This is a genomic window from Microbacterium phycohabitans (assembly GCF_032464935.1).
GTDB lineage: Bacteria > Actinomycetota > Actinomycetes > Actinomycetales > Microbacteriaceae > Microbacterium > Microbacterium phycohabitans.
Genome location: NZ_JAWDIT010000002.1, coordinates 98,909 through 121,213 on the forward strand (window position 1 = coordinate 98,909; position 22,305 = coordinate 121,213).

At 71.0% G+C, this 22,305-nt stretch carries 20 protein-coding genes; 5 read left to right on the top strand and 15 right to left on the bottom strand.

Translation table 11 applies throughout. The annotated features are described in order from the left end of the window. Positions 1 to 162: 162 nt before the first annotated feature. The 4 genes from RWH44_RS04930 to RWH44_RS04945 all read right to left on the bottom strand — a co-directional run bounded on the left by RWH44_RS04930 (position 163) and on the right by RWH44_RS04945 (position 4,648). Positions 163 to 1,146, bottom strand: a complete 984-nt coding sequence (locus tag RWH44_RS04930) for an LLM class F420-dependent oxidoreductase (protein WP_316003696.1) — start codon at positions 1,144 to 1,146, stop codon at positions 163 to 165. Positions 1,147 to 1,522: 376 nt separating this feature from the next. Further along, a complete protein-coding gene (locus tag RWH44_RS04935; RefSeq protein WP_437127278.1) occupies positions 1,523 to 2,491 on the bottom strand; it encodes a DNA-methyltransferase in 969 nt (322 codons plus the stop codon). Continuing rightward, on the bottom strand, positions 2,488 to 3,537 hold the full coding sequence (gene lplAB / locus RWH44_RS04940) for a lipoate-protein ligase LplAB (RefSeq protein WP_316003698.1): 1,050 nt from the start codon (positions 3,535 to 3,537) through the stop codon (positions 2,488 to 2,490). Before lplAB ends, RWH44_RS04935 begins: the two co-directional genes overlap by 4 nt. Before the next feature lie 169 nt (positions 3,538 to 3,706). Then, positions 3,707 to 4,648 (bottom strand): DMT family transporter, encoded by a 942-nt coding sequence (locus RWH44_RS04945; RefSeq protein ID WP_316003699.1) that lies wholly within the window; start codon positions 4,646 to 4,648, stop codon positions 3,707 to 3,709. A 71-nt stretch (positions 4,649 to 4,719) separates the two neighbouring features. Here RWH44_RS04945 and RWH44_RS04950 point away from each other — a divergent pair, with 71 nt between their 5' ends. Beyond that, a complete protein-coding gene (locus tag RWH44_RS04950) occupies positions 4,720 to 5,628 on the top strand; it encodes a LysR family transcriptional regulator (protein WP_316003700.1) in 909 nt (302 codons plus the stop codon). A gap of 178 nt (positions 5,629 to 5,806) precedes the next feature. Here the strand turns inward: RWH44_RS04950 and RWH44_RS04955 are convergent, their stop codons facing one another. Then, positions 5,807 to 6,655, bottom strand: coding sequence for an alpha/beta fold hydrolase (locus RWH44_RS04955; RefSeq protein WP_316003701.1), 849 nt, complete (start codon positions 6,653 to 6,655; stop codon positions 5,807 to 5,809). A gap of 116 nt (positions 6,656 to 6,771) precedes the next feature. Here RWH44_RS04955 and RWH44_RS04960 point away from each other — a divergent pair, with 116 nt between their 5' ends. From RWH44_RS04960 to RWH44_RS04970, 3 genes are all read left to right on the top strand, one after another. Beyond that, positions 6,772 to 7,233, top strand: coding sequence for a MarR family winged helix-turn-helix transcriptional regulator (locus tag RWH44_RS04960; protein ID WP_316003702.1), 462 nt, complete (start codon positions 6,772 to 6,774; stop codon positions 7,231 to 7,233). Positions 7,234 to 7,241: 8 nt separating this feature from the next. Next, a complete protein-coding gene (locus RWH44_RS04965; protein ID WP_316004263.1) occupies positions 7,242 to 8,603 on the top strand; it encodes an MFS transporter in 1,362 nt (453 codons plus the stop codon). A gap of 123 nt (positions 8,604 to 8,726) precedes the next feature. After that, positions 8,727 to 10,337 carry a DHA2 family efflux MFS transporter permease subunit gene (locus tag RWH44_RS04970; protein WP_316003703.1) on the top strand — a complete coding sequence of 537 codons (1,611 nt, stop codon included), beginning with the start codon at positions 8,727 to 8,729 and terminating at the stop codon, positions 10,335 to 10,337. A gap of 64 nt (positions 10,338 to 10,401) precedes the next feature. Here RWH44_RS04970 and RWH44_RS04975 read toward each other — a convergent pair whose 3' ends face one another. The 7 genes from RWH44_RS04975 to RWH44_RS05005 all read right to left on the bottom strand — a co-directional run bounded on the left by RWH44_RS04975 (position 10,402) and on the right by RWH44_RS05005 (position 17,783). Next, positions 10,402 to 10,713, bottom strand: coding sequence for a winged helix-turn-helix domain-containing protein (locus RWH44_RS04975; RefSeq protein ID WP_298876051.1), 312 nt, complete (start codon positions 10,711 to 10,713; stop codon positions 10,402 to 10,404). Then, positions 10,710 to 11,141, bottom strand: coding sequence for a chemotaxis protein CheY (locus RWH44_RS04980; protein ID WP_298876054.1), 432 nt, complete (start codon positions 11,139 to 11,141; stop codon positions 10,710 to 10,712). Before RWH44_RS04980 ends, RWH44_RS04975 begins: the two co-directional genes overlap by 4 nt. Positions 11,142 to 11,276: 135 nt before the next feature. Beyond that, positions 11,277 to 12,533: an alpha-hydroxy acid oxidase gene (locus tag RWH44_RS04985; protein ID WP_316003704.1), complete on the bottom strand. Its 1,257-nt coding sequence runs from the start codon at positions 12,531 to 12,533 to the stop codon at positions 11,277 to 11,279. A gap of 65 nt (positions 12,534 to 12,598) precedes the next feature. Beyond that, on the bottom strand, positions 12,599 to 14,029 hold the full coding sequence (locus RWH44_RS04990) for a rhamnulokinase (RefSeq protein WP_316003705.1): 1,431 nt from the start codon (positions 14,027 to 14,029) through the stop codon (positions 12,599 to 12,601). Continuing rightward, positions 14,026 to 16,062, bottom strand: a complete 2,037-nt coding sequence (locus RWH44_RS04995; RefSeq protein ID WP_316003706.1) for a bifunctional aldolase/short-chain dehydrogenase — start codon at positions 16,060 to 16,062, stop codon at positions 14,026 to 14,028. The genes RWH44_RS04990 and RWH44_RS04995 overlap by 4 nt, the downstream gene beginning before the upstream one ends. Positions 16,063 to 16,191: 129 nt before the next feature. Continuing rightward, on the bottom strand, positions 16,192 to 17,358 hold the full coding sequence (rhaI, locus tag RWH44_RS05000) for an L-rhamnose isomerase (RefSeq protein ID WP_316003707.1): 1,167 nt from the start codon (positions 17,356 to 17,358) through the stop codon (positions 16,192 to 16,194). Then, entirely contained in the window at positions 17,355 to 17,783 is a 429-nt protein-coding gene (locus RWH44_RS05005; RefSeq protein WP_316003708.1) for an L-rhamnose mutarotase, read from the bottom strand. Before RWH44_RS05005 ends, rhaI begins: the two co-directional genes overlap by 4 nt. Positions 17,784 to 17,869: 86 nt before the next feature. Between RWH44_RS05005 and RWH44_RS05010 the strand changes: the two genes are divergently transcribed. Continuing rightward, entirely contained in the window at positions 17,870 to 18,868 is a 999-nt protein-coding gene (locus RWH44_RS05010) for a LacI family DNA-binding transcriptional regulator (protein WP_316003709.1), read from the top strand. A gap of 235 nt (positions 18,869 to 19,103) precedes the next feature. Here the strand turns inward: RWH44_RS05010 and rhaS are convergent, their stop codons facing one another. Genes rhaS through RWH44_RS05025 form a run of 3 tightly spaced genes read right to left on the bottom strand, consistent with a single transcriptional unit; the run spans position 19,104 to position 22,275 of the window. Further along, a complete protein-coding gene (rhaS, locus tag RWH44_RS05015; protein ID WP_316003710.1) occupies positions 19,104 to 20,144 on the bottom strand; it encodes a rhamnose ABC transporter substrate-binding protein in 1,041 nt (346 codons plus the stop codon). A gap of 35 nt (positions 20,145 to 20,179) precedes the next feature. Next, positions 20,180 to 21,244 (bottom strand): ABC transporter permease, encoded by a 1,065-nt coding sequence (locus RWH44_RS05020; RefSeq protein WP_316003711.1) that lies wholly within the window; start codon positions 21,242 to 21,244, stop codon positions 20,180 to 20,182. Continuing rightward, positions 21,241 to 22,275, bottom strand: coding sequence for an ABC transporter permease (locus RWH44_RS05025; RefSeq protein WP_316003712.1), 1,035 nt, complete (start codon positions 22,273 to 22,275; stop codon positions 21,241 to 21,243). The genes RWH44_RS05020 and RWH44_RS05025 overlap by 4 nt, the downstream gene beginning before the upstream one ends. Positions 22,276 to 22,305: the final 30 nt, after the last annotated feature.

Genomic DNA, 22,305 nt, shown 5'->3' on the forward strand with positions numbered 1-22,305 from the left:
CGCTGCGCCGAGACACGCTCCCCACGAGCGTTTCCCGGCGCAGCGGGCGTTTTTCGCGGTGCTGTCGGCCCGCCCGCCGATGGATGCGTGAGTCGCCGGGGATCGTCGCCTCCCGGGCGGATGAGGCGACGGATCCTGGCGACGCGCGCCATGCGGCCGACGTCAGAGGTGCGGGACCACCTCGCGCTCGAAGAGCGAGATGCCCGAGGTGTCGTACGCGGCCTCGGGGAAGTAGTGGATCGCGTACCCGAGACCGTGGGCGGCGCGCTCACGCAGGCGCTCGACGATCTGCTCGGGCGTGCCGAAAGCGTCGGACGAGCGGTAGTCGGCCTCGATGGCATCCGCCCGCTCGTCACCCACGTGCGGGCGGAGGCGCGCGACGACCGCGGCCAGCCGCTCGTCGGCCTCCGCCTCGGTCTCGGCCACGATCGTGTTGAAGTTCGTCGAGCGGGTGATCTCGCCCGCGTCGCGACCGAGGGCCTCGCAGTGCCCGCGCAGCACCTCGGACTTGTGGTCGAACTCCTCGAGCGATCCGCCGAAGTTCGTGTACGAGGCGTACTTGGCCGCGATCTTGAGCGTGACCTTCTCGCCGCCGCCGGCGATCCACAGGGGGATGCCACCGGGCTGCAGCGGCTTCGGCTGCACGATCGCGCCGTCGACCTCGTAGTACTTCCCCGACAGGGTGGCCTCGCCGGTGGTCCACGCCTGGTGCATGATCTCGACGCCCTCGCGCAGGCGTCCGAGACGCTCGGCGATGGGCGGGAAGCCGTAGCCGTAGGCCTTCCACTCGTGCTCGTACCAGCCGCCGCCGATCCCCATCTCGGCGCGACCGCCGGAGATCGCGTCGACGGTCGCGGCGACCTTGGCGAGGTACGCCGGATTGCGGTAGCCCATGCACGTGCACATCTGGCCCAGGCGCACGCGGTCGGTGACGGCGGCGAACGCGGCCATCAGCGTCCACGCCTCGTGCGTGGCTTCGGCGCTGGGCACCGGGGTGGTGTGGAAGTGGTCGTAGACCCAGAGCGAGGACCACGGGCCCTCGTCGGCGCTCTGGGCGAGGGCGTTCATCACCCGCCAGTGCTCGGCGGGGTCGATCCCCACGAGGTCGAAACGCCAGCCCTGCGGGACGAAGATGCCGAATTCCATGGGCTTCACCCTAGGCGCAGGCGGCGGCACCCGGGGCGGTCGCGCCCGAACCCGCCGCGCCGGGTCAGGCCGATCGAGGATGGACGGGTCCAACCGCCCCCGGACAGGGTGCGCGAGGTACCGTCATGCGGACTCGACCGGCGACACGCCGCGCCGCCCCCGTCACGCACGGCGTGTCCGCCCCCGACTCCGCACGACGGCACACAGTCGTACCGAGCCGCCAACGGCCGACCCGCCTGCCCGAGCCGCGAACGGCCGTACCGTCATGCGGACTCCAGAGGCGACACGCCGCGACACCCCCGTCACGCACGGCGTGTCCGCCCCCGACTCCGCACGACGGCACCCCGCCCCACCGATCGGCGAACCCGGCGTCGCCTCAGCCCGAAAACGGCTCCAGCCGCTTGTGCATCACCGCGACAGCGTCGGCGTTGTCGTCGATGAGCACCGCGTCGCGGCCCAGCGGTGCGGCGACCGCGCCCAGCGTGCCGCTGCCGGCGAACATGTCGAGCACCCGGTCGCCCGGACGGCTCGAGGCCTGCACCATCCGGCGCAGCACGCCCTCGGGCTTCTGCGTCGGGTAGCCCGTCTTCTCGCGCCCCGTGGTCGGCACGATCGTGTGCCACCAGACGTCGGTGGGCATCTTCCCGCGCGCGGCCTTCTCGGCGGTCACCAGGCCCGGGGCCATATAGGGCTCGCGATCGACGGCATCCGAGTCGAAGAAGTAGCGCGCCGGATTCTTCACGTACACGAGGATCGTCTCGTGCTTCGTGGGCCAGCGGCGCTTCGTCTTCGCGCCGTAGTCGTAGGCCCAGATGAGCTCGTTCAAGAAGTGGTCGCGGCCGAAGAGCGCGTCGCACATGACCTTGGCGTAGTGCACTTCGCGATAGTCGAGGTGCAGGTAGAGCGTGCCGTCGTCGGCGAGCAGGCGCCAGGCCTCGATCAGCCGCGGCTCGAGGAAGCCCCAGTAATCGTCGAAGCGGTCGTCGTAGGTGCGCAGGTCGCCACGAAGGCGCGCGTATTCGCGACCGTGGAAACCGCGCTGCACCACCGGGGGCGGCGGCGGCTCCTCTTCGGGGAACGTCAGCATATTCGGATCGTCGACGGATGCCGCGTCCGAGGGCCCGGCGGCATCCGGGGTCTCGGCATCCTCGGGCTCATCTGCGGCCGGCGTCCACGTCGCCGACTCGACCGCTTTCGACCGGGTGCGCCCGGTGTTGAACGGCGGGTCGAGGTAGACGAGGGCGAACGACCCGTCGGGGTAGCGCGGGGTCACGGAGAGGTTGTCGGCGTGGTGGATCTCGACGCGGCCGGGGGCGGGGGCGTCGGGCGGGACCTCGACGCTCACGGGACGCGCTGCAGCCACGCGTCGGTGGTGAACTTCGTCTCGACCAGGGCTTCGGCCTCGGCGTACTCCTCGTCGGAGATGTGCCCCTCGGTCGCCCCGTACAGGGTGGTGAAGGTCTGGATGAAGCGGTCGATGACCTGGTCGCGCGCGAGGCCCGTCTGGCTGCGCAGCGGATCGACGCGCTTGGCGGCGGAGACCGTGCCCTTGTCGCTGAGCTTTTCGCGGCCGATGCGCAGCACCTCGGTGAGCACCTGACCGTCCATGTCGTAGCTGAGGGTCGCGTGGTGCAGCACTCCGCCGTTGGCGAGGCGCTTCTGGGCTGCTCCGCCGATCTTGCCGTGGGGGCCGGCGATGTCGTTGAGCGGCTGGTACACCGCGTCGATGCCGAGCGAGCGCAGCGCCTGCAGCACCCAGTCGTCGAGGAAGGCGTAGGAGTCGGCGAAGGTCATGCCCGCGACGAGGGATGCCGGGACGTAGAGCGAGTAGGTGATGATCGAGTTCGCGGCCATGAGCATCGCGCCGCCGCCCGAGATGCGGCGCACGACGTCGAAGCCGTGCTTCCCGGCGCCCTCGGGGTCGACCTCGTTGCGCAGCGACTGGAACGAGCCGATGACGACGGCGTTCTCGTTCCACTCCCACAGGCGCAGCGTGGGCTTGCGCAGCCCCGCGCCCACGCGGGCGGTGAGCACCTCGTCGAGCGCGAGGTTCATGCGCGGCGAGACCGGGGCGTCGTGCACGACCTCCCACTCGAAGTCGGCCCAGCCGGGGGCGGTCACGAGCGCACGACGGATCGCGGTCGCGACGGACTCGGGCGTGAAACCGAGCAGCTGCGCCCCGTCGGGCAGGGCGGCGCGGATCGCCGCGGCGATCGTGGGGACGTCGGACTCCACCGGCAGGCCGTTGACGGCCGCGTCGATGTCGTCGAGGGCGTCGTCGGGCTCGAGGAAGAAGTCGCCCGCGAGGTGGAAGCCGTGGATGCGACCCTCTTGCTCCTCGAGGTCGACGACGACCAGCTTGCCCCCCGGGACCTTGTACTCGCCGTGCATGGTTCCAGCCTACGGCGGCGGCGCGGCGGCCGGGACGGGGCGGGTCCCTCGGCCAGGCGCGCGGCGGCGCGGCGACGGCGCGGGCGCTGCGGCGCGCGGGCGCTGCGGCGGCGCACGGCTCACCGAGACGGCATCCCCCGACGAACGGTCGAAGGATGCCGCCGAGATGTCAGCGCCGTGCGGTTTCGGCGACCGAGGCGTGGGGCGCGGGCGCCGCGGCGCGCGCGCGACGGTGACGCCGCTCGATGGCCTGGCCCGCGTACGACGCGGCGACGATGAGCGCGGCTCCGGCGAGCCCGGGGACCCCCACCGCTTCCCCGCCGACGACAACGCCCACGGCGAGCGCCCACACCGGTTCGGTGCCCATCAGGATGCTCGCCCGCGTCGCCGAGGTGCGGCGTACGGCCCACAACTGCACGACGAACGCGAACACGGAGCACAAAAGCCCCAGGAACAGCACGCTCCCCCACCCGGATGCCGTGAGCCGGCCCACCGCGCGGGGGAGGTCGGCCCCGGCCACCGCCGACGAGGCCATCGCGCACACCGTCAGTTGCACGAGCACGACCGCGAGGGTGCTGTCGCCCCGTCCGCGCGTGAGCCGGGCGCTCGCGGTGACGTGGACGGCGCGCACCACGGCGGCCGCGATGACGAGGGCATCGCCGAGGGTCGGCATACGGAGTCCTCCGCCGGAGACGAGCAGGGCCACTCCGACCACGGCCGCCACGGCGGCGACGAAGTACGACCGCGGGAGCCATGACCGCGCCGCGAGGCTCTCGAGCACCGGGGTGAACACGAGGGCGAGGCTGATGAGCAGACCCGCATTGGTCGCGGAGGTGAGGTGCACCCCCCAGGTCTCGAGGCCGATCACCGCCGCCTGCGAGCAGCCCAGCACCGCGGCGATCGCGAGGCCGCGGCCGCGCGGCATCCGTTCCCGTCGCGCGACGCAGACCACCCCCAGGGCTGCGGCCGCGACGAGGAAGCGGAGGGCGACGGCCGGGGCGACGCCGACCTCGGCGGCGAGCTCCTTCGCGGCGAGGAAGCTCGCGCCCCACACCGCCGCCACGGCGATGAGGAGCACGTCGACGACGATCTCGGGCGGGCGGCGGGTCATGCGCCCAGCCTCGACGGTGGCACCCGGAAGAACAACGACCTCCTGCTTCACAATCCCGTAAGTTCGGACTTATGGATGCCGCTCACCTCCGCCTGCTGCGCGAGCTCGGCGACCGCGGCAGCGTGGCCGCCGTCGCCGCGGCGCAGCACGTCTCGGCATCGGCGGTGTCGCAGCAGCTCGCGCATCTCCAGGCCCGGGTTCCCGTGCCGCTGACCGTACGCCGCGGGCGGACCCTGGTCCTCACCGCGGCGGGAGAGGCGCTCGCCGCCGCCGGAACACGCGTCGATGAGGCGCTCACCTCCGCGCGTGAGGCGGTCGGCGCCTTCCTCGAGAGCGATGAGCGACCGGTGCGGGTATCGGCCTTCCACAGTGCGGGGCTCGCGCTGTTCGGTCCGCTGCTGCGCGAGCTGGACGGCATCCCTCCCCTCCATCTCGCCGACGCCGACGTGGCGCATCGCGACTTCCCGGGGCTCACCGCCGACCACGACCTCGTGATCGCGCACCGCCTCGCTCACGACGCCCCCTGGCCCGTCGATCGGGTGGTGGCGACACCACTGCTGACCGAGGCGCTCGACATCGCCCTGCCCGCGACCCACCCGCTGGCCCGGCGGGAGAGGCTGCGCGCGATCGATGTCGCGGACGAGCGGTGGGTGTCGGTGCATCCCGGCTTCCCCCTGGCGGGCGTCCTCGATCACCTCGCGGCGCACGTCGGCAGACCGCTCGACATCGCCCACCGCATCAACGAGTTCTCGGTCAGCGCCGAGGTCGTGCGCGCGGGAGCGGCGATCGCGGTCCTCCCCCGGACGACGACCCTGCCGCTCGCCGGGTCGGGGCTGGTTCTGCGCCCGCTCGTCGACCTGCCCCTCGTGCGCCACGTCGACGCCCTCGCGCGACCAGACGCCGTCGCGTACGCGGCGGTCCGGCGCGTGCTGCGGTCGCTGCGGACGGTGGCGGCGCGGGCGACGGATGCCGCGGGCTGAGGGACAGCTGCGGAGAGACCGGACCCATCGACAGGCTCAGGGTCCTCGGGTAGCCAGGTGGCTGAGCTCGTCGAAGCCACCGGACACCGCGGGGCCCGGACCCTTCGACAGGCTCAGGGTCCTGCGTGCCGCGGGGGCCCGGACCCTTCGACAGGCTCAGGGTCCTGCGCGCGGGGAGTCAGGCGCGGGTCGGCATCCGGTGATCGAGCCACGCGAGCAGATCGGCCCGCACCTCGGCCTGCTGCGCCTCCGCGAAGATCTCGTGCCGGGCACCCGGATAGACGAGCGTCGTCACGTCGGTGAGCCCCGATCGCTCGCGGTAGGCGTCCGCCAGCCGGTGCACGCTGCGCGGACCCCCCACCGTGTCGTCGCGACCGACCATGAGCAGGATCGGCACATCGCGGCCGAGACCGCGGCGCGGGCGGCCGAAGATCTTGGCCGCCTCGATCGGCCCGAAGAGCTTCATGAGGGGCTCCGAGGTGGTGAGGGGATCGGCGACGAAGTCGCGCCCCACCTGCTCGTCGCTCGAGAGCCACTCCATCCCCGATCCGCGCTGGTGCTTCCACGGGGCATTGAGGTCGCCGGCGTTCAACGCCCCCGGCCAGCGGAGGGCCGAGCCGCTCAGCACGACGGCGTCGTAGGCGTCGGGATGCCGATCCAGCAGCATCTGGGCGAGGAAGGAGCCCCACGAGTGACCGAGCAGGATCAGCGGCAGATCGGGGTGCTCCTCGCGGATGAGCTGCGTGAAGGTCCAGACCGCGTCGAGAGCGGCCCCGTGACCGCCCGGCCCGAGCCGGCCGAGACGGCGATGATCGCCACCCCACTGCCGCAGACCGGTGCGCCCGTGGCCGCGGTGATCGTCGGCGTAGACCGTGTACCCGTCGGCGACCAGGGCGTCGATGAGCGCACCGTAGCGACCGGCGTGCTCGCCGACCCCGTGCAGCAGCTGCACGACGGCCCGCGGCTCGCTCGCTTCATGAACGTCGTAGACGATGGAGATGCCGTGGGCATCGACGAACTCGGGCATGGGGCGAGTGTAGGGGGCGGCGCGGGCCGCGCGGCCGGCACCGACAGGGTTCGGGCCGCGAAGCGCGGCATCCATTCCGTTAGCAAGCCTAATGAGCTACGCTGATGGTCAGGAACATGAATGATCGCGTCGACGAATCCCCCCTTCCCGACCTGAGTCATGACTTCAGCGCCGCGGCCTCCGAGCTGCGCATGGCCACGTTCCGTCTGGCCCGTCGCCTCCGGGCGCAGCGGGCCGTCGACACCATGAGCGACGGGCAGTTCGCCGTCCTCGCCGCCCTCACGGTGCATGGTGCGCACACGCTCGGCCAGCTGGCCGACCGCGAGCGCGTCACCGCCCCGTCGATGAATCGGACGGTGTCGTTGCTCGAGGAGGCGGGCTACATCAGCCGCATCCCCGACGAGGTCGATCGTCGCCGCGTGACGATCGACCTCACCGACTTCGGGCGCACGATCGTCGACGAGACCGTCCGACGCCGTGACGCCTTCGTGGAGGAGGCCCTCGCCGAGCTCTCCGCCGAGGAACGCGACGCGCTGGCCCGTGCCGCGGTGATCATGAGGAAGGTGGCCGACAGGTGAGCTCGTCGATGTTCCGGTCGCTGTCGATCTTCAACTACCGCGTCTGGTTCATCGGCGCCCTCGTCTCCAACATCGGAGCCTGGATGCAGGCGACGGCCCAGAACTGGGTCGTGCTCACGCAGCTCACCGACAACGATGCCGCCGCCATGGGCGTCACCATGGCGCTGCAGTTCGCCCCTCCCCTGCTGCTGGTGGGGGTGACGGGATGGGTGGCCGACCGTTTCGACCGCCGCAAGCTCATCATGTGCACGCAGACGGCACTGCTCCTGCTCGCGGTCACCCTCGGCATCCTGTTGCTGACCGGGGCCATGACGCTCCCGCTGATGTTCGGGTTCGCGCTCGCGCTCGGCATCGTCACCGCCTTCGACAACCCGGCTCGCCAGGCGTTCGTCTCCGACGTCGTCGCGCAGGAGAACGCCTCGAACGCCGTCGCGCTGAACGCCGCGTCGTTCAACACGGCACGACTGATCGGTCCCGCCGTCGCGGGGGTGATGATCGTCGCGATCGGCACCGGATGGGTGTTCCTGGTCAACGCATTCACGTTCCTCGCGATGATCTCGGCCCTGCTGATCATGCGCCCGCACGAGCTCGTGACGCACCACCGACGCGGCGGACCCGCTCGCCTCGCCGACGGGTTCCGCTACGTCGCCCGGCGACCCGATCTCGTGGTGATCTTCGTCATGGTCTTCCTGCTCGGGGCGTTCGGCATGAACTTCCCGATCTTCGCCTCGACGATGGCGCTGGAATTCGGCCGGGGCGCCGACGGGTTCGGCCTGCTCAGCTCGTTCGTCGCGATCGGCTCGCTCTCCGGGGCGCTGCTGGCGGCCCGACGGGAGCGCGCCCGCATGCGCGTGGTGATGCTCGGCGCGGGCGGCTTCGCCGCGGCATCCCTCCTCTCGGTGCTCGCCCCCTCGTACGAGACCTACGCGGCGACCCTGGTCCTCACCGGGTTCTGCGTCGTGACCACCCTCACCACGGCCAACGGCTACGTGCAGACCACCACCGATCCCGCCCTGCGCGGACGCGTGCTCGCGCTCTACATGGCGATCCTGCTCGGCGGCACCCCCGTCGGAGCTCCCATCGTCGGGGCCGTGGCCGCCGAGTTCGGACCCCGCGTGGCGATCGCCCTCGCCGCCGCCGTCGCCCTCATCGCGTGCGCCATCGGGATCACGTGGACCCTCGCCTCGGGGCGCGTTCACCGCCACGAGACGAAGCGGTTCCGGCTCACCATCGACGAGACACGGCCGATCGCGACCGTGGCGCCCGAGCCGGAGGACTTCAGCGACGAGATCGCGGGGACGACACCCATCGCACTCCCGTCCGGCGAGCGCCCCGCGCGGATCGCCCCGCGGCCGCGGCACGGCGCCTGACGTTCGATCAGCCCCACCGCGGCGTCGCGCGACCGACGGGATGCCGGAGGTCTTCGCGAGAGCGACGCCGCGGATGCTCCGCAAGCCCTTTCCCTCGATAATCTAGCTAGATAATCTAGCGACATGACCGGAAACATGGCTGGGCGCCGCTGGGCGGGCCTCGTCTTCATCAGCATCGCCGTCTCGCTGATCATCGTCGACTCGACGATCGTCAACGTCGCCGTGCCCTCGATCGTGGAGGAGCTGAAGATCTCCTCGACCGAGGTGCAGTGGGTCCAGGAGGCCTACACCCTCGTCTTCGCCTCGCTGCTGCTGGTCTTCGGCAGTCTCGCCGACCGCTTCGGGCGGCGCCGACTGATGCTCCTGGGCGTCGTCATCTTCGGCGCCGCCTCGATCGCGGCCGCCCTCGCGCCGACCGGTGGCCTGCTGATCCTGGCCCGGCTCGTCCAGGGCGTGGGCGGGGCGATGATCCTGCCCACGACGCTGTCGATCATCAACGCCACCTTCCGCGGCCGCGAACGGGGCATCGCGTTCGCCGTGTGGGGCTCCACCATCGGCGGCATGGCGGCCGTCGGTCCGCTGCTGGGCGGATGGCTCACGACGGCGTTCTCGTGGCGATGGGCGTTCGGCATCAACATCCCGCTCGGGCTCGTCATCGTCGTCGGCGTGCTGTTCACCGTCGCCGAGTCGCGCAGCGACCGCGTCGAACGCATCGACGGCGTCGGCGCGCTGCTGTCGGTGCTGACCATGGCCCCGCTCGTCTTCGGGCTCATCGAGGGCCGCACCTACGGCTGGTGGACGCTCGACACCGCTCCGACGATCGGCGACTGGACCTGGTCGTTCGGACTGTCTCCGGTCCCCCTGGCGTTCGCCGTGGCCCTCGTCGCCCTCGTCGCCTTCATCGCGTGGGGCGTGCGGCGCCAGCGCCGCGGGGAATCGACCCTGCTCGCCTTCGGCCTGTTCCGCATCGCCTCGTTCCGTAACGGCAACATCGCGGCCGCCGTCGTCTCGCTCGGCGAGTTCGGCATCATCCTCGCCCTGCCGCTCTGGCTGCAGTTCGTCGTCGGGTTCGACGCCCTGCAGACGGGCCTGCTGCTGCTCTCGCTCGCCGTCGGCTCGTTCGTGGCCAGCGGCATCGCCGGTGCGCTGAGCGGCCGCGTCGCCCCCGTCTGGATCGTCCGCGGCGGTCTGCTGGCGGAGATCATCGGCGTCGCGGGAGTGGCGTTCACGATCGGACCGGATGCCGCGTGGGGACCGCTCGTCCCCTTCCTCTTCGTCTACGGGGTCGGCGTCGGACTCGCCACCGCGCAGCTGACGGGCGTCGTCCTCGCGGAGGTGCCGCCGTCCGCCAGCGGGCAGGCGTCGGGCACGCAGTCGACCTCCCGCCAGCTCGGCGCGGCCCTCGGCGTCGCGGTGCTCGGCACCGTGCTGTTCTCGACCACGGCGGGGGTGCTGGCATCCACCCTCGACGATCGCGGGATCCCGGCCGCCCAGCGCGACCAGGTCGTGTCGCAGGTGGTCGACAGCGCGGGGGCGGCGATCGCGGGCCTGGCCGCCTCGCCCGAGACGCAAGACCTCGCGATCAACGCGCGGGCCGCGTTCAGCGACGGCACCCGCGCGGCCGCGTTCACGGCGGCGGGCTTCCTCGTGCTCGGACTCGCCTCGACGCTGACCCTCGGTTCGGGCGCGCAGCGCCGCGAAGAGCCGGAGGAGAGCGTCGACGCGCGGGCCTGACGGATCCCGCGAAATCCCCTCCGCCGACGGCGAGCCGCGGCGAGCCGGGCGCGGGCGCCCGCCGTCACTCCGGGATGCCGGCGATCTCGCGCAGGGTCGCGAGGTGGCGTCGCCACGCCGCGCGCCCCTCCTTCGTCATGGTCAAGGAGGTGCGCGGCATCTTGCCCGCGAACGACTTCCCCACCGACAGGTATCCCGCCGCCTCGAGGGCCGAGACCTGCTTGCTCAGCGCCGAGTCCGTGATCTCCACGGCATCCCGCACTTCTTTGAAGCTCAAGGTCGTCGCGCGGTCCAGCGCCGCCAGGATCGAGAATCGCACGGAGTTCTGCAGCAGATCGTCGAGGCGGTGGCGCGGGTGCGGGGCGGCGGTGGTCACGATCGCGCCTCACGCGCCGCGCAGAAGAACGCGACGACCAGGACGAGACCCGATGCCGCGCCCGCCAGCACCACCGATCCGTGAGCCCAGATGACGACCGACAACGCCACCGCATACGAGGCGAACCAGCTCGCGATGTAGACGGTCCACCGGCGACTGCGGGCGAACGCGGAGCGCCCCTGGATGCTGATGACGAAGAAGAGGATCAGTGCGAACATCACGGCCAGGGTTCCGACGTAGGCGAGCCCGAAGGCGTCGCCGGTCGCGAGCGCCATGGCGAAGGTGCCCATCGACGTGGCGACGCCGAGGGCCACGATGAAGGTGATGTACGGCCAGCGCGTCGCGTCGTGCGCGGACCGGCTGAGACGCTCGGCGCGGTGCAGCAGCGAGCGCGCATCCGCCGCGGTGACAGTGGGGGGAACGTCCATGGGATGGATCCTTTCGACCCTTCGACCATCCCACGTACTTTCCATTTTGGCAAGTACTTTCCGCCTAGCGCATCGCCGTCCGCGAAGCCGTCACCCCAGCGCACGGGCGCATCCGGGGCGACGGCGCATCGAGAGTCACACCCGCGCGTCGACCGCCTGGTCGGCGACCGGCACCAACCGGGTGAGCTGGGTGACGTGGCGCGGCTCGAGCTCGTCGAGCGACGAGACGCCGAGGAGAGTCATGGTGCGCTCGATCTCGCTGCGCAGGATCGCGATGGTGCGGTCGACGCCCTGACGTCCACCGGCCATGAGGCCGTAGAGGTAGGCGCGGCCGATGAGGGTGAACTTCGCGCCGAGGGCGATGGATGCCACGATGTCGGCGCCGTTCATGATGCCGGTGTCGACCATGACCGTGGCGTCCTTGCCGACCTCGCGCACGACCTTCGGCAGCAGATGGAACGGGATGGGTGCACGGTCGAGCTGGCGGCCGCCGTGGTTGGAGAGCACGATGCCGTCGACCCCGAGGTCGACCAGGCGTGCGGCGTCGGCGACGTTCTGCACGCCCTTGACGACGATCTTGCCCGGCCACATGCCGCGGATGACGTCGAGGTCGTCGTAGCTGATGGTCGGGTCCATCGCGGCGTTCAGCAGCTCGCCGACGGTGCCGCCGGTGGTGCTGAGCGAGGCGAACTCGAGCTTGGGGGTGGTGAGGAAGTCGACCCACCACCACGGGCGCGGGATCGCGTTGACGATCGTGCCGACCGTCAGCTGCGGCGGGATCGAGAAGCCGTTGCGCTTGTCGCGCAGGCGGGCGCCGGCGATGGGGGTGTCGACGGTGAACTGCAGGGTGTCGAACCCGGCCTTGGCCGCGCGCTCGACCAGGCCGTACGAGATGCTGCGGTCCTTCATGACGTACAGCTGGAACCAGTTGCGCCCCACGGGGTTGGCCGCCTTGACGCCCTCGATGGAGGTGGTGCCGAGGGTCGACAGGGTGAACGGGATGCCGGCGGCCGCCGCCGCGGAGGCCCCCGCGGTCTCGCCCTCGGTCTGCATCAGACGCGTGAAGCCGGTGGGCGCGATGCCGAAGGGCAGGGCGGAGGGGCCGCCGAGGATCTCGCACGAGGTGTCGACGTTCGCCGCGGGCCGCAGGATGTCGGGGTGGAACTCCACGTCTTCGAACGCACGACGGGCACGGTCGAGCGACAGCTCGCCCTCGGCGGCGCCGTCGGTGTAGTCGAACGCCGCCTTCGGGGTGCGGCGCTTCGCGATCGTGCGGAGGTCGGCGATGGTCAGCGCGGCGTCGAGGCGACGCTTGCGCGCGTCGAGCTCGGGCTTCTTGAACTGCATGAGCTCGAGGAGCTCGCCGACCTTGGGCAGCTGACGCTGAACCATGGAGATCTCTCTTTCGTGTGGTCTGACCACATAGTACGCCCCGCCCTCACGAGCGGGAAGGGGGCTCAGGTGCGGGGGTCGAACCGCCGCGGGGGAAAGGCCTCGGCGACGCGCCGGCGCAGGTCTTCCAGCGAGACGCCGTCGCCGAAGCACCCGAGCGCACGTGCCTGAACGAGCACGTTGCCCAGCGCGGTCGCCTCGACGGGCCCGGCCAGCACCGGCAATCCGCTCCGGTCGGCGGTCGCCTGGCACAGCAGGGCATTGAGCGCACCACCGCCGACGAGATGGATGACGTCGATCTCCCGATCGGCCAGGTCACCGGCGGTGCGGACGGTGCGGGCGAAGGCGTCGGCGATGCTCTCGACGATGATCCGGGCGAAGCGCGCGCGATCGGCGGCGCCGGGCGACGGCATCCCGAGCAGGGCGGCGATGCGGGCAGGCATGTCGCCGGGGCTGGCGAGAGCGCCGTCGTCGGCGTCGAACAGACGCGCGGGCGCCGGCTCCTCGGCCGCCGCGGCGAGGAGCGACGGCAGGTCGACCGCCTCGCCGTCGCCCTCGGACCACGCCCGCACCGTCTCGCTCAACAACCACAGTCCGGTGACGTTGTGCAGGAATCGCACGCGCCCGTCGACCCCGCCCTCGTTCGTGAAGTTCGCCGCGCGGGCGGCATCCGTCACGATCGGGGCGGGGAGTTCCAGACCGACGAGCCCCCACGTCCCGCACGAGATGTAGGCGGCGTTCGGCGTCGACAGCGGCACCGCGACGACGGCCGACGCCGTGTCGTGCGATCCGACCGCGATCACGGGCAGGTCGCCGTGCTCGTCGGCGACGCGCCCGACCGTCTCGCCCGGATCCACCAGCGTCGGAAGAACGCGCGAGGGGATGCCGAGCGCCTCGGCGAGGGAGTGATCCCACTCCCCCGTGCGCACGTCGAGCAGACCCGTCGTCGACGCGTTCGTGCGCTCGGCGACGCGACGGCCGGTGAGCCGCTCGGCGAGGAGGTCGGGGATCAGCAGGCTCACCTCCGCGTCGGCCACGCGCGGGTCGGCGGCGTACTGGTACAGGGTGTTGAACGGGAGGAACTGCAGACCGTTGCGCCGGTACAGCTCCTCGAACGGAACGACCGCATGCACGGCATCCACCCCGCGGGCGGTCCGCTCGTCGCGGTAGTGGAACGGCTCGGCGAGCAGGCCGCCGGGGCCGAGCAGACCGTAGTCCACCGCCCACGAATCGATGCCCACGCTCTCTATCGCCGGTTCCCGCCGTCGGGCCTCGGCGAGCCCGTCGCGCACGTGGCCCCAGAGGGCCTCGATGTCCCAGTGCCACCCGTCGGCGCGCTGCACCGGACCGTTCGGGAAGCGCGCGACCTGCTCGAGCTCGAGCACGCCGTCACCGACCCGCCCGATCATCACGCGACCGCTCGTCGCGCCGAGGTCGACGGCGGCGACGGCCCGGACGGTGCCCGGCATCGCCCCGACCGGCTCGCCGGCACTCATCGCAGGAACGCCGCCGCGACGCCCGAGTCGACGGGCACGTGCAGACCCGTCGTGCGCGAGAGCTCGGGCCCGGTGAGCACGTAGACCGCGTCGGCGACGTTCTCGGGCACGACCTCGCGCTTGAGGATCGTGCGGTTGGCGTAGAACTGGCCGAGGTCCTTCTCATCGACACCGTAGGTCGCGGCGCGGTTCGCGCCCCAGCCGGCGGCGAAGATGCCCGAGCCGCGCACGACACCGTCGGGGTTGATGCCGTTGACCCGCACGCCGTGCTCGCCCAGCTCGACGGCGAGGAGGCGCACCTGGTGCGCCTGGTCGGCCTTCGTCGCGGAGTAGGCGATGTTGTTGGGACCGGCGAACACGGAGTTCTTCGACGAGATGTAGATGACGTCTCCGCCCATCTTCTGCTCGATGAGAGCCTTGGCCGCGGCCTTCGAGACGAGGAACGACCCCTTGGCCATGACGTCGTGCTGCAGGTCCCAGTCCTTCTCGGTGGTCTCCAGCAGCGGCTTCGACAGCGAGAGTCCGGCGTTGTTGACGACGAGGTCGATGCCGCCGAAGGCGAGGACGGTGGCGTCGATCGCGGCCTGCACGCCCGCAGCCTCCGCGACGTTGGCGGCGACCCCGATCGCGACGTCGGTGGAGCCCAGCTCGGCGGCGACGGCCTGGGCCTTGGCGAGGTCGAGGTCGGCGACGACGACGCACGCACCTTCCGCGGCGAGGCGGGTCGCGATGGCCTTGCCGATTCCGGACGCCGCACCCGTGACGAACGCGATGCGCCCCTGGTGGGTCTTGGGCTTCGGCATCCGCTGGAGCTTCGCCTCTTCGAGCGCCCAGTACTCGATGCGGAACTTCTCGGCATCCGAGATCGGGGCGTAGGTGGAGAGAGCCTCGGCGCCGCGCATGACGTTGATGGCGTTGACGTAGAACTCCCCCGCCACCCGGGCGGTCTGCTTGTTCGCGCCGTACGAGAACATGCCCACCCCGGGCACGAGAACGATCAGCGGGTCCGCTCCGCGGATCGCGGGGCTGCCGACGTCGGCGTGCGCGTCGTAGTAGGCCTGGTAGTCGGCGCGGTACTCCGCGTGCAGCTCCTGCAGGCGCGCGATCGCGGCCTCGACCGCGGCGTCGGCGGGCAGGTCGAGGATCAGCGGCTTGACCTTGGTGCGCAGGAAGTGGTCAGGGCAGCTCGTGCCGAGCGCGGCGAGGGCGGGCGCCTTCTCGGATGCCAGGAAGTCCAGCACCACGTCGGCGTCGGTGAAGTGACCGACCATCGGCTTGTCGGTCGAGGCGAGACCGCGGATCGTCGGGGCGAGGGCCGCGGCCTTGACCCGGCGCTCCGCCTCGGGCAGCGCCGCGAACCCGTCGCGGACCCCGCCGAACGGCTCGGCCGCACCGCGCTCGTCGATGTACGCCTGTGCCGTGTCGATAATCCACAGGCTGTTCTGCTCAGCCTCCTCCGACGTGTCACCCCACGCGGTGATGCCGTGACCGCCGAGGATCGTGCCGATCGCCTGCGGGTTCGCCGCCTTGATCGCTGCGATGTCCAGACCCAGCTGGAACCCGGGACGACGCCACGGCACCCACACCACCTTGTCGCCGAAGATCTTCGCCGTCAGTTCCTCGCCGTCGGCGGCGGTGGCGATCGCGATCCCGGCATCGGGGTGCAGGTGGTCGACGTGCGCGGCATCCACGAGTCCGTGCATCGCGGTGTCGATCGAGGGGGCAGCCCCGCCCTTGCCGTGCAGGCAGTAGTCGAACGCGGCGACCATCTCGTCCTCCCGCTCGATGCCCGGGTAGACGTCGACGAGCGCGCGCATGCGGTCCAGCCGCAGCACCGCGAGCCCCTTCTCGGTCAGGGTGCCCAGGTCGCCCCCGGATCCCTTGACCCACAGCAGTTCCACCGGCTCGCCGGTGACGGGATCGATGTCGGTGCCCTTGGCAGAGGTGTTGCCGCCGGCGTAGTTCGTGACCTTGGGGTCGGAACCGAGGCGATTGCTGCGCGCGACGAGGTCGGCGGCGGTGGAGCTGGTCATGGTCTTCCGTTCATCTCAGTCGTCGGGTTTCGAGGTCGGCGCGATGCTGTTCGCCGAGTGTCCAAGACACGCCGCATCGGGGCGGCCCCTTGCGGCATGTTCTGGACACTCGACGGGTGAACCTGGCCCTCAGGCGCCCCAGCCGGCCTGGGTGCCGCCGACGCGCTCCTCGGCGATACGGGGCAGGTAGCCGGATGCCGTGAACGCGGCCATCGGGTCGGCGGGGAGGCCGCGCGACTCGCGCCACTCGGCGAGCGCGGGGCGGACGTCGGTGTAGAAGGCGTCCATCAGCACCGCGTTGGCGGCGAGCACGTCGTTCGCCTGCTGCGCGGCATCCAGAGCCTGACGGTCGACGAGGAGCGCACGCGCCGTCATCTCCTGCACGTTCAGCACCGAGCGGATCTGGCCGGGGATCTTGTCCTCGATGTTGTGGCACTGGTCGAGCATGAAGGCCACGTCGGGGTTGTTCAGGCCCCCGCCGCGCACGACCTCGGTGAGGATGCGGAACAGCTGGAACGGGTCGGCCGCACCCACGATGAGGTCGTCGTCGGCGTAGAAGCGCGAGTTGAAGTCGAACGAGCCGAGCTTGCCGAGGCGCAGCAGCTGCATGACGATGAACTCGATGTTCGTGCCGGGGGCGTGGTGGCCGGTGTCGAGGCACACCAGTGCCTTGTCGCCGAGAGCGGCCACCTGGGCGTAGGACGTCCCCCAGTCGGGAACGTCGGTGTGGTAGAACGACGGCTCGAAGAACTTGTACTCCAGCACCAGACGCTGCTCGTCGCCGAGGCGCGCGTAGATCTGCTGCAGCGAGTCCTGCAGGCGGTCCTGGCGGCCGCGCATGTCGTTCTGCCCGGGGTAGTTCGAGCCCTCGGCGAGCCAGATCTTGAGGTCGCGCGAACCCGTGGCATCCATCACGTCGATGCACGCGAGGTGGTGGTCGATCGCCTTGCGGCGGATGCGCTCGTCGTGGTGGGTGAGGGCGCCGAACTTGTAGTCCTCGTCCTGGAAGGTGTTGGAGTTCACCGTGCCGAGCTTCACGCCGAGGTCTTCGGCGTGGCGGCGGAGGGCCGTGTAGTCGTCGACGAGGTCCCACGGGATGTGCAGGGCCACGGTGGGGGCGAGGGCCGTGAGACGGTTGACCTCGGCGGCATCCGCGATCTTCTCGAAGGGGTCGCGCGGGGTGCCGGCGGTGGGGAACACGCGGAAGCGCGTGCCGGAGTTTCCGAACGCCCACGAGGGCAGTTCGATCGCCTGCTTCTCGAGGGTCGACAGGATCTCGGGGGACAACGTCGTCATGAACGGGTGCTTTCGTTCGGGGCGGATGCCGGGGTCTCGGCCTCCACGGACTGGTCGGAGGGGGTGGATGCCGAGGACGGGGCCGCGGCGAGCTGGTCGGCGAGGTGGAACACCTCGGTGAGGGCGGTCGCGGCCTGGTCGGGGCGGCCCTCGAGCCCGAGGAAGAACGCGGCCATCTCGGCCTCCCACGCGGCGGCGACGGGAGAGGCGGCGAGGTAGGCCTGCGCGGCCGCGTCATCGTCGGTCTCGTAGTAGCCGATGAGGCGCCCGCCCTCACCCAGGAACAGCGAGTAATTACGGCGTCCGGCGGCGGCGATCTCTTCGAGCATCTCGGCGCGCACCGGCGTGTGCCGCGCGACGTACTCCTCGACCATCTCTGGGCGGACGCGGAGTTCGAAGCAGACGCGCGTGGTCTGTGCGGACATGGGCGGGGTCTTCTCTCCCTCGAGAATGAATCGTTTCATCGCACGATACCACAGCGCGTCGAACGGTGCGATATCGTCAACGGATCATGGCGGTCAAGATCAAAGACGTCGCGGCTCACGCGGGTGTCTCGGTGGGGACCGTGTCGAACGTCCTCAATGGCCGCGAGACGGTCTCCCCCGCTGCGGTCGAGCGGGTGCGCGCGGCCATCGAGAGCCTCGGCTACGTGCGCAACGACGCCGCCCGCCAGCTGCGCGCCGGTCGCAGCCGCTCGATCGCCCTGATCGTGCTCGACGTCGGCAACCCCTTCTTCGCGGCGGTCGCCCGCGGCGCCGAGGCTCGCGCGGCCGACGACGGCTACGTCGTCCTGCTCGGTTCCAGCGGCGCCGACGGCGATCACGAGCGCCTCTACCTCGACCAGTTCCGCGAGCAGCGCGTCGCCGGCGTCCTCCTCACCCCGGCCGACGCCGGCGGCGACGTGGTCGAGCGTCTGGCGCAGGCCGGCATCCCCGTCGTGCTCGTCGACGAGCACACCGCCGACGCCGAGGTGTGCACCGTGTCGGTCGACGATGTCGAGGGCGGTCATCTCGCCGTCGCCCATCTGCTCGCCCAGGGTCGACGCCGGATCGGGTTCGTCGCCGGGCCCCTCGCGACCCGCCAGGTGGCCGATCGCCTCGCCGGAGCGCGCCGGGCCGTCGCCGAGGTCGAGGGCGCCGCGCTCGAGATCATCGAGACGGATGGCATGACCGTCCTCGCCGGCCGCGCCGCGGGCGAACGCCTGCGCGAACGCACCGACCGCCCCGACGCGGTGTTCGCCGCGAACGACCTGCTCGCGGTGGGCCTGCTGCAGGCCCTGACGATGCTCGGCGGCATCCGCGTGCCCGACGACATCGCGCTCGTCGGCTACGACGACATCGACTTCGCCGCGGCGACCGTCGTCCCCCTCACGTCGGTGCGGCAGCCCGCCGAGGCACTCGGCTCGACCGCCGTCGACCTGCTGCTGCGCCAGCTCGACGGCGAGCTCGACCCGTCCGAGCGCCAGGTGCGCTTCCGGCCCGAGCTCGTCGTGCGGGCGTCGAGCGGGTAACCGCCGTCGCGCGGGCTCGATCTTCTGTCGAGCGTCCAGGAAACGCCGCGTACGACTCGCCCTGAACGGCGTGTCCTGGACACTCGACGGGGTGGGGTGGGCCGCGCCGCAACGAAACACACCCCGACATCCGGGCTTCCAGAACCGCGCGCGTCGCCCTGGCCGGAACGATTCCCCGGAACGCCCGAGGCCCCGACCGCCACGAGGGCGGCCGGGGCCGGAGGAGGGGCGTCGATCAGAAATCGAAGTCCGCGATGTTCGACGAGTCGAACACGTAGGGGTCGCCGAGCAGAACCGTGGCGTCGGCGCCGACGGTGAACGAGCCGAGCTTGCCGGCCTCGAAGGTGTCGCCTTCCTTGCCGGTGATCGTGCCGTCGATCAGCGCCTTCGTCGCGTAGGCCGACAGGTAGCCGAGGTCAGCCGGGTTCCAGAGGGCGAACGAGGTGATGGTGCCGTCTTGCACGTACTCGCGCAGCTGGTTCGGCGTACCCAGGCCGGTCAGCGCGACCTTGCCCTTGTACTCCGAGGTCGACAGGTACCGACCGGCGGCCGCGATTCCGACGGTGGTCGGTGAGACGATGCCCTTGAGGTTCGGGTAGGTCTGCAGAAGGGCCGCCGTGCGGTCGAACGAGGTCTGGTCGTCGTCATCGCCGTACACGACGTCGACGAGCTCGATGTTCGGGTGGTTGGCGGCGAAGTCCTTCTTCATCAGCTCGATCCAGGCGTTCTGGTTCGTCGCATTGGCCGCGGCCGAGAGGATCGCCACCTGGCCGGCGTCGCCGATCTGCTCCGAGACCAGGTCGACCTGCACCTTCGCGATACCCTCCGCGGTCGCCTGGTTGATGAAGAGGTCGCGGCACTTCGCGTCGGTGTCGGAGTCGAACGTGACGACCTTGACGCCGGCGCTGCGGGCCTCGTCCAGCGCGTCGCAGATGGCCGAGGGGTCGTTCGCCGAGATGACGAGTCCGCCCACACCCTGCTGCGCCGCGGTCTGGATGTACTGCACCTGCGACGTCGGCGTCGCCTCGCTCGGGCCGACCTGCTCGAACGTGCCGCCGAACTCGCCGATGGCCTCCTCGCCGCCCTTGTTCGAGGTCTCGAAGTACGGGTTGCCGAGGTTCTTCGGCAGGAAGGTGATCGAGAGGTCACCCCCGCCACCCCCCGATCCGGTTCCTCCGCCGGAGCCGCCGGAGCAGCCGGTGGCGACGAGGGTGACCGCCAGGGCGAGGGCGGCGGCAGCGGTGCCGACGCGGGTCTTGCGCGTGAATGCGAACATCGTTGTTTCCTTTCGTGATGCGGGTGGTGTGCAGGTCAGACGGTGGCCGCCGAGGCGGCGGAACGGGCGCCTCGGCGCTTGCCGAGGGAGGCCGCACGACGGGACTGGAGCCAGGCGAGCAGGCTGGCGGAGACCACCGAGAGCACGAGGAGCACCCCGGTGATGACGTTGATGATGTCGCTCGTCACCCCGGCAAGACGCAGCGCGCTGCCGAGGGTGCCGATGAGCAGCACGCCCGCGATGACGCCGTGCAGAGCGCCGCGGCCACCGAAGATCGACACGCCGCCCAGCAGCACCGCGGCGATGATCTGCAGCTCCATGCCCATCGCGTTCTCGCCGCGCGCGTTGCTGTACAGCAGGGTGAAGTACACCCCGGCGAAGCCCGAGACGGTGCCGCTCAGCACGAAGAGCACGAACTTCGTGCGGGCCACGTCGATGCCCGAGAACTGCGCCGCCTCCTTGTTCAGGCCGATGGCGTACAGCGACCGCCCAAACGGGGTCAGGTGCAGGAGCACGGCGAAGACGATCGCAAGCACCGCGAAGGGGATCATGATCAGCGGTAGCGGAGTGCCGGGGATGTTCGCCTTGGCAAGGTCGGTCCAGGTCTCGGGGAACTCGGTGACCGCCTCGGTCCCGAGCAGCCCCACCGCGATGCCGCGGAAGAGCGCGAGCGTTCCGATCGTGACGGCGAGAGAGGGCAGCCCGACGACCGTCACGAGGAAACCGTTGATCGCCCCGGCCACCAAGCCCACGACGATCGCCGCGAGAGCGGCGACCTCGAACGGCCATCCCGCCTGCGTGAGCACGCCGACCGTGACGCTGGAGAGCCCGACGATGCTCGCGACGGAGAGGTCGATCTCCTCGGTGATGATGATGAGCGTCATCGGGAGCGCGATCAGGAGGATCGGCGCGATGTCGCGCAGCAGGTAGGTGACCGTCAGCGGGCTGTCGAAGTTGCGGACGGTCGCCAGAGACACGACGATCACGAGCAGCAGGATGCCGATGATGGCCGCCTCGCGCGTGAGCAGTGCGCGACGCCAGAAGGGGCGTCCGTGCGCGCTGTAGGTGCGGGCGCGTTCGTCGACGGTGGTGGAGGTCATCGACCCGTCTCCCTCTCTGCGGTGAGCTTGCGGGACTGCCGGACGGCCAGCACGCGATCGAGCACGATGGCGCCGAGGATGAGCGCGCCGACCACGGCGCGCTGCCAGAAGTCGTCGATGCCGAGGATCGGCAGCGCACGGTTGATGGTCAGCAGCAGGTAGGCGCCGATCGCCGCGCCCCACACCGTGCCGACACCGCCCGAGATCGCGACGCCGCCGATGACGGCCGCCCCGATCGCCTGCAGTTCCCAGCCGAAGCCGGCGTTGGAGGCGACCGTGCCGTAGCGGGCGGCGTAGAGCACGCCCGCGAGACCGGCGAGGGCTCCACTGGTGACGAACGCGCCGATGATGCGGCGGTTCACCTTGAGCCCGTAGAGATGAGCGGCGGCCGGGTCGGAGCCGATCGCGTACAGCTCGCGCCCGCTGCGGAGGTTGCGGAGGTACCAGGCCGCGACGAGGAGCACGACGACCGCGAGGATCGTGAGGATCGGGATGCCGAGGATCTGCCCCGTACCGAGCCCGCGGAAGTCGGCGGGCAGGTCGGAGGCGTTGACCCGGTTGCTCCCGGCCCACGCGACGTTGACGCCGCGGTAGATGTACATCGTGCCGAGCGTGATGACCAGCGCCGGCACCTTCGCGTAGGCGACGAGAGCACCGTTGACGAAGCCCAGGATGCCGCCGACCACGATGCCCGCGAGGAACACCACCACCAGGGGCAGGCCCGGAACGTCGATGAAGAGGCGGCCCGTGAGGTAGGCGGTCAGTCCCACGACGGATCCGACCGACAGGTCGACGTTGCGGGTGATGATGACGATCGCCTGGCCGACGGCCACCAGAAGCAGCAGCGAGGGGGTCAGCAGGAGGTCGCGGAACCCGTCGGGCGAAAAGAGGAAGGTGGGGTTGTTCAGCGTCGCGACGACGATGATCAGCACGAGGGCGAGGACGATGCCGCTCTCGCGTGCCGTGGCGACGTGCGAGACGAGCTTCGCCGCGGGGCTGGTGCCCGGGCGGACGGGGGTGGCGGTGCTCATCGGAGGCTCTCCGCTTCAGGGGTGGTCGGG

What these genes read in the sequence shown, in the direction of transcription:
- RWH44_RS04980 (WP_298876054.1), bottom strand. Translation starts at nt 11,141, where the DNA reads ATGGACGTTCCCCCCACTGTCACCGCGGCGGATGCGCGCTCGCTGCTG.
- RWH44_RS05025 (WP_316003712.1), bottom strand. Translation starts at nt 22,275, where the DNA reads ATGAGCACCGCCACCCCCGTCCGCCCGGGCACCAGCCCCGCGGCGAAG.
- RWH44_RS04995 (WP_316003706.1), bottom strand. Translation starts at nt 16,062, where the DNA reads ATGACCAGCTCCACCGCCGCCGACCTCGTCGCGCGCAGCAATCGCCTC.
- RWH44_RS04990 (WP_316003705.1), bottom strand. Translation starts at nt 14,029, where the DNA reads ATGAGTGCCGGCGAGCCGGTCGGGGCGATGCCGGGCACCGTCCGGGCC.
- RWH44_RS04965 (WP_316004263.1), top strand. Translation starts at nt 7,242, where the DNA reads ATGTTCCGGTCGCTGTCGATCTTCAACTACCGCGTCTGGTTCATCGGC.
- rhaI (WP_316003707.1), bottom strand. Translation starts at nt 17,358, where the DNA reads ATGACGACGTTGTCCCCCGAGATCCTGTCGACCCTCGAGAAGCAGGCG.
- RWH44_RS04985 (WP_316003704.1), bottom strand. Translation starts at nt 12,533, where the DNA reads ATGGTTCAGCGTCAGCTGCCCAAGGTCGGCGAGCTCCTCGAGCTCATG.
- rhaS (WP_316003710.1), bottom strand. Translation starts at nt 20,144, where the DNA reads ATGTTCGCATTCACGCGCAAGACCCGCGTCGGCACCGCTGCCGCCGCC.
- RWH44_RS04945 (WP_316003699.1), bottom strand. Translation starts at nt 4,648, where the DNA reads ATGACCCGCCGCCCGCCCGAGATCGTCGTCGACGTGCTCCTCATCGCC.
- RWH44_RS04960 (WP_316003702.1), top strand. Translation starts at nt 6,772, where the DNA reads ATGAATGATCGCGTCGACGAATCCCCCCTTCCCGACCTGAGTCATGAC.
- RWH44_RS05010 (WP_316003709.1), top strand. Translation starts at nt 17,870, where the DNA reads ATGGCGGTCAAGATCAAAGACGTCGCGGCTCACGCGGGTGTCTCGGTG.
- RWH44_RS04950 (WP_316003700.1), top strand. Translation starts at nt 4,720, where the DNA reads ATGGATGCCGCTCACCTCCGCCTGCTGCGCGAGCTCGGCGACCGCGGC.
- RWH44_RS05005 (WP_316003708.1), bottom strand. Translation starts at nt 17,783, where the DNA reads ATGTCCGCACAGACCACGCGCGTCTGCTTCGAACTCCGCGTCCGCCCA.
- RWH44_RS04970 (WP_316003703.1), top strand. Translation starts at nt 8,727, where the DNA reads ATGACCGGAAACATGGCTGGGCGCCGCTGGGCGGGCCTCGTCTTCATC.
- lplAB (WP_316003698.1), bottom strand. Translation starts at nt 3,537, where the DNA reads ATGCACGGCGAGTACAAGGTCCCGGGGGGCAAGCTGGTCGTCGTCGAC.
- RWH44_RS04955 (WP_316003701.1), bottom strand. Translation starts at nt 6,655, where the DNA reads ATGCCCGAGTTCGTCGATGCCCACGGCATCTCCATCGTCTACGACGTT.
- RWH44_RS04930 (WP_316003696.1), bottom strand. Translation starts at nt 1,146, where the DNA reads ATGGAATTCGGCATCTTCGTCCCGCAGGGCTGGCGTTTCGACCTCGTG.
- RWH44_RS05020 (WP_316003711.1), bottom strand. Translation starts at nt 21,244, where the DNA reads ATGACCTCCACCACCGTCGACGAACGCGCCCGCACCTACAGCGCGCAC.